The following is a 10657-nucleotide window of genomic DNA, read 5'->3' on the forward strand; positions in this document are numbered from 1 at the left end:
ACGGGCCCGCTTCCAGTTCAACGCCGCCACAGGCAAGGTCGACCTGACCTGGAGTGTGTCCCAGAACCAACCGGGCATCGCCATGGCCAAGAGGGTCTTCGACAAGATCAACAAGAAGGAAGGCACCATCTACCGCACCGACCTGTTCGGTGTGTACAAGACCTGGGGCGACGACTTCACCTACCACCCCCTGGGCGGCTGCCTGCTCGGCAAGGCCACCGACAACCACGGACGCCTCCACGAATACCCCGGCCTCTACGTCGTGGACGGATCCCTCGTCCCGGGCAACGTGGGCGTGAACCCGTTCGTCACCATCACCGCGCTCGCGGAGCGGAACATGGACGCGATCGTCGCGAACGACCTGCAGTAGTTTCTGGGCCCGGTACGGACGGGCGACGCCGCACGGGCCGGATCCCCACCGGGGTCCGGCCCGTGCGCCGTTCTGGTGGGTGGGGCGGGATAACCGAACGACGACGACAAAGCCGGCTACTCACCTCGGAGTCTCCTGCCCGAATGGCTCATGAGCGGATTAAGAACGCACTGCCCCGCGAACCCACGCTTCCCTAGTCCAGAACCGCGGTCGCCTCGATCTCCACCAGCACCTCGGGCTCGAAGAGCATCTGGACTCCGATGAGCGAGGCCGGCGGCATCGGCAGTGACAGGCCGATCTCGGGGGCGACCGCCTCGACGCCGGCCATGAACTCGCCGATCTTCTCCGGCTGCCATTGCGTCACGTAGACGGTCAGCCTCACGACGTTGGCAAACGTCGCGCCGGCGCCGTCAAGCGCGCGGGCCACGTTGCGCAGCGCCTGCGCGACCTGGCCGGCGAGATCGGTGGGGATCGGCGCGCCGTCGGGCATGTGCGCGACCTGTCCGGCCACGTACACGTGGCGGGCCCCGGTGGCGGTGGCAACGTGGTGGTACGGGGCGCCGGGCAGCAGGCCGGCGGGGCTGGTCAGGGTGACGGTCATGGTTCTCCAGAGGTCGGGAGCGAGTAGGTATCCATTGTCTACTTGGTCACCGCAGGTCACTTCAACGAAACTAGGTGCCGTGCCTGTTACTCCGCAGCCCGATACGACTCCTGCGCGCGAACACGACATCCAGGTCACCGAGGCCCACCGGGAACTGCTCGGCCAGGTTCTGGACAAATGGTCGTTGGCCGTGATGAACGAGCTGTGCGAGGCGCCGTGTCGCTTCAACGAGCTACGCCGGGCGATCCCGGCCGTCTCGCAGAAGTCGCTGTCCGCCACCCTGCGCCGCCTTGAGCGCAACGGGCTGATCGAGCGTCGGTTGCTCAGCAGCCGGCCGATCGCGGTGGAGTATCGGATCACGCCGCTCGGCCAAACGGCGCGCGAGCCGATCGACGCCCTCCTCGGGTGGGCCTCGGCGCACCTGCAGGAGATCGAGCGCGCTCGCGGACTGTTCGACGCCGAGCCCGCCCAGGGCTAATCCGGCCCGGGCCGGGGTTGACGGCCGAGCCCACGCCTGCCGGCGGGGCTCGAGCCCTACATGAGCCTGTACCTGGCGATCGCCAACAACCCCGAGCGAGCCCGCTTCCAGTTCAACTCGGCCACAGGCAAGGTCGACCTGTCCTGGAGCGTGTCCCAGAACCAGCCGGGCATCTCGCTGACCGCTGACCGGCCAAGCAGGCCGGCCTCTCGCCGCGGGAGTCCGAGTTGGCCGGGCTGATCGTGCAGCAGCTGTCTAACGAGGAGATTGCCCAGAGGTGCTACCTCTCCCCTTCGTGCGGTCTGCCTACCGGAAGATGGGCGTGACCTCCCGCCCGCAGGCGGTGGCGTGGGCATGGAGAACGGCCCCGGGTCGGCGCGCTAAGCGGTAGGCGCGCGCCGGTCGGCGCGAACGGCGCCCACGACGCACGGCGCCGGGCGCAACTAACGGCAAGGTGTACGACGGGCTGATCGGCGACCACCGCAAGGCCATCTCCGTGGAGGTCCACCACCAACGAAGACAGTGGCTTGGACGTCAACGCCGCGCCCCCGTCGGCGTGCAGATACCTCACCGGGGCCGCTCCGGCGATCCGCTGTACGGCATCCGGCGGACGTTGAACACCCGGGCTGAGCTGAGCTCGCCCAGCTCGCCCTGTCGCTGTGGAAGCGGCACCGCGAAAATCTCGCCAACTTCGACGTGGACGCCTCTAACGGACCCGTCGAGGCCATCAATGGCCGCCTCGAACACCTCCGCGGAATCGCCCTGGGCTTACGAAACCTCAACCACTACATCCTGCGGTTAATAATCCACTCCGGACAGCTCCAGAACCGGATCAACGCACTTTAATTCCGGAAAAGCCGGTTAAGCGGCAGTGCATTCTGGTCCCGTTCGGACCGAACACATTCGGCTTCTGAGACCGGCCACGGGATGCCCAGCTCCGGATCGAATGCCGCGATTGCACGCTCAGGGATTACTGCGAAGGGCACGTTGACGGTTAGCGTCACGATCGCGTCGTTCGACATACTGACGAACCCGTGCGCGACTCCCGGTGGGCAGAAGACGGTCGTCGGATCTGTACCTGACATCTCGACGACCGCGTGGACGCCGTGAGTCTGCGAGCCCGGCCGGAGATCTACGAGGACATCCCAGATCTGCCCGCTGACGCAGGTAATGAGTTTGCTCTGTAGGCCGCCCTCGGCAAGGTGGAGCCCTCGAAGTGTCCCTTCGTTGTTATGCAGAAGTGAGGTCTGGGATACGACGAACTCGTGTCCGATAAGACCTTCCCATCGGCCTCCGTGGAACAGTTCGATCCCCCGGCCTCGTTCGTCCGAGCTACCCGGGAGAGCAACCGCGAATGCTCCGGCAATCTCGAGAGGTTGATGATTCACGCCCGCCGACTCCTTATGGTCTCCCCCAGCGCCCGCCATGCATCCCGCCCGTATGGCGGCGTCCATCCAGCTGAAGTCAGCCACGAATCGGCCTGGTCCTGACCGAACCACAGCATCTCGACACGCCGGGCGTTGGCCGCGACGGCCGGGACCTTACGTCCAGTCAGCTCAAGGCCATTGCACACCCCCCGAGCGAGTGCACGGGGAACGACGACTGGTCGTTTGCCTCCGAGCAATTCCATGACGTCCAACGACGTCAATCCCTCCCAGGGATGAATGACAATGGCTGGCGGCTCCTTGTCCGTGGTGGCTAAGAATGCGATCGCTGACGCAACGTTGCCGATGAGCGCCTGTGGGCTGTGCTGACTCCCCGGCGCCGCCACCGTCGCCAGAGGCGAACCGGCGATCTTCGCGGTCATCGCGGTCACCCGGCGGCTCTCTGCGTGCACACTCGGAGGGCGATAGATCGTCGAAGTTGGCGATTCTTGCCGGACCAGGCGCTCGCCTTCTGCCTTCGAGTACGCGTACGCCGAGAACTCTTCCGTGGAGTCCGTCTCGTCGAGCTGAGGACGCCGCCCTTGAACAACGGCACTACTGACGTGGACCAAACGCCCGACGCCAGCGCGCGCTGCTGCCCGAGCAACTACGGCCGGGGAGATTGCATTGGCAGCGATCAGTTCTTCGCCGTTCTGCTCGGAGGCATCCGGATTGCCCGAGCAGTTCACAACTGCGTTGAGTCCCTCGAACTCAAATACCAGCTCGTCGACAGCTGCACCCTGTGCATCAAGACCGCCGGCCGCGTCTGCGTGCGCCACGCGCGGCGCACGCACCTCGGACACCTCGTGCCCCTGCTCGGACAGCACCCCCTTGAGTGCCGAGCCAACAAACCCCGACGCGCCTACAATTGCGATCTTCATCGACGGCCTCGCTTTCGATTGCTCGCTGCCATTTCCAGTACCGACACAAGGCGGCCTGCTGACGAGTCTTCAGAGAACACTCGCTCGTAATATTCGCGACCGGCCCGACCCATTGCCGCCGTCCCTTCCGGGTCGTCGGCCATTTGAGTCACCACTCTGGCGAGGTCGTCAGGGTCCCCGGGACTGGACGTCCGCCCGGCCCCGGAATCTTTGATGACTGTGGCGGCGTCCCCGCGAACGGTGCCGACCAGTGGCTTGCCCGCCGCCAGTGTCGCCTGCAACTTGCTCGGCAACGTAATTCGGAACAAGGGCAGGTCCTGCAGTGAGACGAGGTGGAGATCCCCCAGTGCGAGCACTTTCGTCATTGCCGAGAACGGCTGCGAAGGGACAAAGACCATGTTGTCGAGCCGCTTCTCTGCAGCGATTCGTTTGAGGGGTTGCTCCATCACACCCCCTCCCACCAGGGCGAACTGGATGTCCGTCCGTGCCTTCAGCCGCTCTGCGGCGGCCAACACCACGTCAAGCGCCTGAAATTCACCGAAGTTGCCCGCGTACATCACGACGAAAGGGCGGTCCAAACCGAACGAGCGGCGAAGCTCGTCGTCCTTCAACTCTGGATGGAATGTTGTCTCATCCACCCAGTTGGGAGCAAAGGTGATCTTCTCCGGCGGTATACCTCGCCGTTGGATCGAATCCGACATCCCCGGCGAAATAACAGCAATGTGCGCTGCCTGCCGGTACACCGAATCACAGAATCTGTGCAGCGTGCGCTCCACACCGGAGGACGGGTTGTCACCCAAAAATCCACTGGAGGTGACCGTGTCCGGCCAAAGATCTTGGATCATGGGAACGAACGGCACTCCGTACAAGGCCTTCGCGGCGAGCGCAGGCACGGCGACCGTGGCGGGTGTTGAGTGCACCAGCACCACGTCTGCATCACGAAGCACCCGCGCACCGACTGCCGTCGCCCCCGCAGCAAAACTGGAGTAGTTGAGAATCCTCGAGATCGCTCTCGACTCGTGCGTCGGAATGAGTGGCGCCCGGTGCACCGTCATCCCGCCGCGCGCCTCACGCTTGTACGGCGCTATCCCGTACCCGTCATACAAGCGCCCCTCCGGGTAGTTCGGGAAGCCGGTGAGCACCTCGACGTCGTGGCCACGAGCAGTGAGCGCTCGGGCAATGATTCCAGGAGTAGCGGCCGAGCCTGTTTCTGGATCGAACCACTGCGTGACGTACCCGATCTTCATGCAACACCTCCGACCGTTGACTCCACAGAATCGGTCTTCGAGACTCCGGCACGTTTCAGAAGTCCGGGCGCCGCGAGATAGCCCGCGACGATAGGCCCGATCGCGGCAGCACTGTGCGCCGATCGCCCAGCCGCACCACATACCGCAGTCGCGCCGGCCACGAGGGCAGAAACCATCCAGTGCGGCCACCCGGTTTCGTGCACAAGTTGCTGGTACGCGTGCTCTCGATGAGCTTCGGTCACGGACTCACCGCGTAGCGCTCGGCGGACGATAGTAGTTCCGGTGTCTGCGAGATACAGGGCGAGGGGCGCAAGCACGCCGAGGGCTCCTCGTGCATCGGGTTTCCCCTCCAGGAACGAGCCCTCCACCACTGTCACCGCGATTCCCGAACCGAGCAGGTAGCTGCCTACATCGCCCAGAAACATCGATGCCGTCGGGACGTTGTAGGGAAGAAATCCCGCGCCCATCCCTGCCGTGAGAGCACCCTGCGCGCGAAGCTGCGGAGATAGTGCCGGTTGTGTGGCGACCGACAGCCCCCAGGCGGCGGCTGTCCCGCCGGAAATCCCGTTGATGCCGTCCATGAAGTTGAACGCGTTGATGATCGCTGGAACCGTTACGGTCCCAAATGCAGCACCTGCCAGACCACCCGCCCTTGCGCCGGTCACCGCACCGGCAACGGCTTGAGCTCCCAACCGAGGCAGGGGCCCCAGGCCCGAGACATCGTCTAGACGTCCCACCGCTCCCAGTACGACGCTGGCCCCGATCCATTCTCTAGAGGGCCCGTTCCCACGACGCTGCCCCGCCAGCGAGCCAGCGAGCGCACCGGCCGCACACGCCAAACCACCGCCCCGAGGAGTCGGGATAGTATGCGACGACCGGTCATTGGGGTGGTCAAAACTCTGGCGCCGACGAAGCCACGACCTGACCAAGGGCCCCGCCGCAGCGGTGGAGAAAGCGGACACTAGGAGCGCGTCGAGACCAGGGGGCTTCATGGCAAGAGGGTCTCACAACAAATGGTTCGGAAGGCACCGGCGGCAACTTCGCCCACTTCAAGGGGGTAGTACCCCCACGTGGTTGAGAATTCGGCGCGGCACACCTCACGAACGCTCGACACATTAGAGTCGAATAAGCCGATCGCCAGCCGACCTACCTGCTCAGGAGTCTATTCAGTGTCACCTCGCTTGTCCGGCGCAACCATTGCGATCACCGGAGGTACCGGCTCGTTTGGGTCAACGATGGCCCGGTATCTCCTCGACCAAGGCGTGGCGAAAATCCATGTGTTCAGCCGCGATGAAGCCAAGCAGGACGAAATGCGGTCGCGGATGGACGAGCCCCGCCTCAAGTTCTTCGTCGGCGACGTTCGTGACCGAGAGAGCGTCGAGAACGCGTTCGTCGGCGCGGACTTCGTTTTCCACGCGGCCGCGCTGAAGCAGGTTCCATCCTGCGAGTTCTTCCCTGACCAGGCCGTGAAGACCAATGTGGATGGCAGCCGAAATGTCATCACGGCGGCCCACAAGCTAGGCGTGAAGTCTGTCGTGTGCCTGTCTACGGATAAGGCCGTGTACCCGGTCAACGCGATGGGGATGTCCAAGGCGCTCATGGAGAAGACGGCCCAGGCATTCGCGCGAAACAACCCAGACTCAAAGACCACCGTGTCGGTGACCCGGTACGGCAACGTGATGTACTCGCGCGGGTCAGTCATACCGCTCTTCGTACGTCAGATCCGCGAAGGCAAGCCCCTCACACTCACCGAAGGCTCAATGACCCGCTTCCTCATGAGTTTGCAAGAGTCTGTGGACTTGGTCGAACATGCCTTTTTCAATGCCGAGCCGGGCGATCTCTTCGTGAAGAAGGCTCCCGCCTGCACTGTCGACACGCTCGCGCGAGCCACGGCCAAGGTCATGGGCATCGATGACCCAGAAATCGCTCGCATCGGCATTCGACATGGCGAGAAGATGTACGAGACTCTCCTCTCGCGCGAAGAGAAGGCAAAGGCTACCGACCAAGGTGACTACTTCAAGGTTCCACTTGACGCTCGTTCTCTCCAATACTCCGTGTTCGTCGATGAAGGCGATTCCGAAGTTAGGGAAGCCGAAGATTTTGATTCCAACAACACTGAACAGATGACCGTCGAGCAGGCCGCTTCCCTCATCTCCTCGCTACCCGAGATGCAGCAGGTCATGGCGGAGTTGAACAGATGAGGGTCGTTCTGACTGGCGCCGAAGGTTTCCTCGGCTGGCATACCCGTCTTCGCCTCACCGCACTCACGGACCACGAAGTCGTCCCGGTGTCCCGGCACAACTGGTCCGACTTGGCGTCGCTCCTCGCTGACGCTGACGCCGTCATTCACATCGCGGGCGTCAACCGGGCAGCGAGCGACAACGAGGTAGAGCGAGGCAATATTCAGCTCGGGGCTGACCTCGCGCAGGCAATCACTGCGGCGGGCCGAACACTCCGGGTCGTAATGTCGGGCACCATACAGGTCAGCCAGAACAATGCTTACGGCCGGGGAAAGCTGACGGCGCAGACACTGATAACTGAAGCGACCCGGGCGGGCGGCGGACACTTTGTGGACGTATGCCTGCCCAACCTATTCGGCGAGCACGGTGTTCCAAACTACAACTCGTTTGTCGCTACCTTTGTAAGGTCGATAATCCACGGCGAAACTCCGCGGATCAACGACAACGTGGTGGAGTTACTCCATGCTCAGGACGCGGCACAGTCCTTGATCGCGGCCCTGGAGTGCCCCGAAGAGCGACTCCGTCCAGAGGGCGAGCTGATAGGCGTCGTGGCGGTATGGAACCTACTCCAGGAGTTTCACAGTTCCTACTCCCCGAGCGGCGAAATCCCAGATATCAGCACTAAATTCCGTGTAAACCTCTTCAACACCTACCGTGCGCAGCTCTTCCCTGATCACTACCCGATCAAACTCATCCCGCACTCCGATCCCCGTGGCTCATTCGTCGAGACCGTTCGCTGCCGCGGAGGCGAGGGCCAGTCCTCCTTCAGCACCACCGTCCCAGGCATAACCAGAGGCGAGCACTACCACCTCAGCAAGATCGAACGCTTCGCGGTGATCCAGGGAACTGCTCGAATTAGCCTCCGCAAAATGTTCACCGACGAGGTGTTGGATTTTCACGTGACCGGCAACCAGCCTACGGCAATCGACATGCCTGTCGGCTGGGTCCACAACATCACCAACATTGGCAATGAGACTCTGCTCACCCAGTTTTGGAGCCATGAACTCTTCCGTCCTGACGCGCCGGATACCTTCCCCGAGCCCGTCCTCCCAGCCACTGAGGAGATATCCAATTGAAAGTCATGACCGTCGTCGGCACCCGCCCCGAACTCATTCGTCTGGCTCGCGTAATCCATCGGCTGGATTCGACCGCCGGCATCGAGCACGTCGTGGTCCATACCGGGCAGAATTACGACTACACGCTCAACCAGGTTTTCTTTGAGGACCTTGGTCTACGTCAGCCGGACCACATGCTCGGAGTTGATACCTCGAGCCTCGGGACTGTCCTCGGCGGAACTCTAATCGCCGCGGAGAAGGTGATGCGCGAAGAGCGCCCCGACGCAGTTCTGGTTCTTGGCGACACCAACTCGTGTATCGCCGCACTAATGGCTCGTCGCCTGCGGATCCCGACCTATCACATGGAGGCCGGAAACCGCTGCTTCGACTTAAACGTTCCAGAGGAGACAAACCGCCGAATGGTGGACCACGTCTCCGACTTTAATCTCGTTTACACCGAGCACGCTCGGAGAAATCTCCTAGCGGAGGGCCTCCATCCGCGCCGGATCCTCAAGACAGGTTCTCCGATGCGTGAGGTTTTGAATGCCTACCGAGAGCAAATTAATGCATCCACCGTTCTAGCGAACAAGGGCCTAGAGGAGGGCAAGTACTTCCTCGTTTCAGCTCACCGCGAGGAGAACGTGGACTCACCCGAGCGTCTCCGGATGTTGCTCGACTGTTTGACGGCCGTCTACGCCCACTACAAGCTACCGATCTTCGTCTCCACTCATCCGCGGACGCGTAAGCGACTTGAGGCACTCCCCAACTGGTCCGAGCCAAAGGGCATTACATTCTCGAGTCCGCTCGGATTCCACGACTACAATAAGCTCCAGGTATCTGCAGCTTGCTGCCTATCAGATTCGGGCACGATTGCAGAGGAGTCATCGATCCTCGGATTTCCTGCAATTACCCTCCGCGACTCAATTGAGCGCCCAGAAGCTCTCGAGACCGGCGGGATGATGATGACTGGACTGAACGCCGACGACGTCGTGTCAGCTATACAGATCGCTATGAACTCCGGCTACACACGTGACGGAGTGAGCCATCTAACACCCGATGATTATCTTATCGATAACACCTCCGAACGAACGGTCAAGTTCATTCTCTCCACCGCGCACCGGCATCACCAGTGGGCAGGTATACGCTCGTGAATCTGCGACGCACGACTCCGAGGCGCTCCTTGGGCGGGTCTGTCGTCCAACGGAACCTGGAAGCTGCGGGCTTCGCTATAGAGGATCGACATAATGCACTGGTCGAAACGGCTCGGCCTAGCCTTCAAGCATTTGACTCCGTCTTGGTACAGAACGCTTGGAACGTAATTCCAGAAAGCGTTTTCATCTCCCTCCTGCGTCTATACCCCGCGCCCATGAGAAGTCGGATGATTGCTAGACGTCGACTTGCCGCATTCAATATCAAGCGGGCCCGAAAGGTGGTTTTTCTGTCCAACTCAGCCGCTGAGGCGTCGCAGTGGCTGGACATACGGGAGGTTGTGGTATCACCTATCCATGGTTCGATTATCAGAACCGAGGAGCCATCTGCGGCAGTTATGCAGACCAAGTACGATAATGTCCTTGTGATTCCCGGCACCGTTACGTGGTACAAGCGCCCCGATCTGGCTTTAGAGTGCCTTGAAGTGCTGCAGTCGACTTCCATGGATAAACTGGCGCTCCACTTTGTAGGGCCCGAAGACCGGTCGGGTTGCTCCGAGTTACTGAGAAAGAAAGCTGCCGAAAAACCGTCCTCCGTTGAGATCTACCAGCTTCCGCACGCCGATATGCAATACGCAATTCGGCAGGCCTATGCAGTAGTTATTCCAAGCGCGTTAGAAACCCTCAGCCTTTCTTTCCTTGAGGCGGCCGTGCAAGCCAAGAGACTAATAGCAAGCCCAATTCCCGTCCACCTTGAACTCGCCGCGACGATCGGGGTAGAGCCCACATGGCTAGGGATGCAATCTAGCCCGGGTGAAGCGTTCAACAAGGGTTTTGTTTCCCCTAGTGAAGTACGTGCCCAGTGGAACCGACTTGGGAAGACACTAAACCTTACGCGACTCTATGGCCATTGAGCGCCATCAGGCGCAGGCACGAGCCAGATTGGCTATCATCCCGAGCCAAGAATTGCTCGCGCTTGTCTCGATGGGAGTCCGAGAGGCGAGCTTCGACCGGTGGTCGGATGAACCATTTCATAAGGTGTGGCCAGTCCACCCGCGTGTGGTCTCTAGGTCGATTAGTTCGGTTTTGTACAGCGCGATCGTGGACACCATGAGGGCGTTGTCCAGAGCGTCACCGACGCTGCCGATCGAGCCCTGCATCTCGGCTTCGCGGAGTGCATCGGTGACGGGGTCAAGCCCCTAGAAGTGGTGTA

The 10657-nt window shown here is 61.8% G+C and carries 12 protein-coding genes and 2 pseudogenes; 8 read left to right on the forward strand and 6 right to left on the reverse strand.

Annotated features, from left to right (window positions below):
- Positions 1–370, forward strand: a 370-nt coding sequence (locus G6017_RS16805; RefSeq protein WP_241731475.1) for a GMC oxidoreductase, incomplete at its 5' end; no start/stop codon positions are given.
- A gap of 193 nt (positions 371–563) precedes the next feature.
- On the opposite strand, the gene G6017_RS10535 is transcribed toward G6017_RS16805, so the two are convergent.
- Positions 564–971 (reverse strand): RidA family protein, encoded by a 408-nt coding sequence (locus G6017_RS10535; RefSeq protein ID WP_182617271.1) that lies wholly within the window; start codon positions 969–971, stop codon positions 564–566.
- Between the two features lie 79 nt (positions 972–1050).
- Between G6017_RS10535 and G6017_RS10540 the strand changes: the two genes are divergently transcribed.
- The 3 genes and pseudogenes from G6017_RS10540 to G6017_RS10550 form a co-directional block, all read left to right on the forward strand.
- Positions 1051–1449, forward strand: coding sequence for a winged helix-turn-helix transcriptional regulator (locus G6017_RS10540; RefSeq protein ID WP_524536282.1), 399 nt, complete (start codon positions 1051–1053; stop codon positions 1447–1449).
- 36 nt (positions 1450–1485) lie between these two features.
- Positions 1486–1689: a hypothetical protein gene (locus G6017_RS16810; RefSeq protein WP_524536283.1), complete on the forward strand. Its 204-nt coding sequence runs from the start codon at positions 1486–1488 to the stop codon at positions 1687–1689.
- Between the two features lie 393 nt (positions 1690–2082).
- A pseudogene (locus tag G6017_RS10550) lies at positions 2083–2295 on the forward strand (transposase); the annotation flags it as partial.
- Here G6017_RS10550 and G6017_RS17435 read toward each other — a convergent pair.
- The 4 genes from G6017_RS17435 to G6017_RS10570 are packed head-to-tail and all read right to left on the reverse strand — an operon-like array spanning position 2292 to position 5993.
- Complete coding sequence (locus G6017_RS17435) at positions 2292–2903, reverse strand: dTDP-4-dehydrorhamnose 3,5-epimerase family protein (protein ID WP_524536284.1); 612 nt, start codon at positions 2901–2903, stop codon at positions 2292–2294. The pseudogene G6017_RS10550 and the gene G6017_RS17435 overlap by 4 nt on opposite strands.
- On the reverse strand, positions 2834–3754 hold the full coding sequence (locus G6017_RS10560) for an NAD-dependent epimerase/dehydratase family protein (protein WP_182617276.1): 921 nt from the start codon (positions 3752–3754) through the stop codon (positions 2834–2836). The genes G6017_RS17435 and G6017_RS10560 overlap by 70 nt, the downstream gene beginning before the upstream one ends.
- Positions 3751–5001: a glycosyltransferase family 4 protein gene (locus G6017_RS10565; protein ID WP_182617278.1), complete on the reverse strand. Its 1251-nt coding sequence runs from the start codon at positions 4999–5001 to the stop codon at positions 3751–3753. The genes G6017_RS10560 and G6017_RS10565 overlap by 4 nt, the downstream gene beginning before the upstream one ends.
- Positions 4998–5993, reverse strand: coding sequence for an MraY family glycosyltransferase (locus G6017_RS10570; protein WP_241731477.1), 996 nt, complete (start codon positions 5991–5993; stop codon positions 4998–5000). Before G6017_RS10570 ends, G6017_RS10565 begins: the two co-directional genes overlap by 4 nt.
- A 189-nt stretch (positions 5994–6182) precedes the next feature.
- Here G6017_RS10570 and G6017_RS10575 point away from each other — a divergent pair, with 189 nt between their 5' ends.
- From G6017_RS10575 to G6017_RS10590, 4 genes are all read left to right on the forward strand, one after another.
- Entirely contained in the window at positions 6183–7202 is a 1020-nt protein-coding gene (locus G6017_RS10575) for a polysaccharide biosynthesis protein (protein WP_194307838.1), read from the forward strand.
- Positions 7199–8317 (forward strand): polysaccharide biosynthesis C-terminal domain-containing protein, encoded by a 1119-nt coding sequence (locus G6017_RS10580; RefSeq protein ID WP_182617282.1) that lies wholly within the window; start codon positions 7199–7201, stop codon positions 8315–8317. Before G6017_RS10575 ends, G6017_RS10580 begins: the two co-directional genes overlap by 4 nt.
- Before the next feature lie 5 nt (positions 8318–8322).
- Positions 8323–9447 carry a non-hydrolyzing UDP-N-acetylglucosamine 2-epimerase gene (gene wecB / locus G6017_RS10585; RefSeq protein ID WP_206682429.1) on the forward strand — a complete coding sequence of 375 codons (1125 nt, stop codon included), beginning with the start codon at positions 8323–8325 and terminating at the stop codon, positions 9445–9447.
- Between the two features lie 395 nt (positions 9448–9842).
- A complete protein-coding gene (locus tag G6017_RS10590) occupies positions 9843–10358 on the forward strand; it encodes a glycosyltransferase (protein ID WP_182617286.1) in 516 nt (171 codons plus the stop codon).
- Positions 10359–10487: 129 nt separating this feature from the next.
- Here G6017_RS10590 and G6017_RS17440 read toward each other — a convergent pair.
- Positions 10488–10628: pseudogene (locus G6017_RS17440) on the reverse strand (IS3 family transposase); the annotation flags it as partial.
- Positions 10629–10657 lie beyond the last annotated feature (29 nt).

It is taken from the genome of Dietzia sp. B44, assembly GCF_014145245.1.
In the GTDB taxonomy this organism is placed as follows: Bacteria; Actinomycetota; Actinomycetes; order Mycobacteriales; family Mycobacteriaceae; genus Dietzia; species Dietzia natronolimnaea.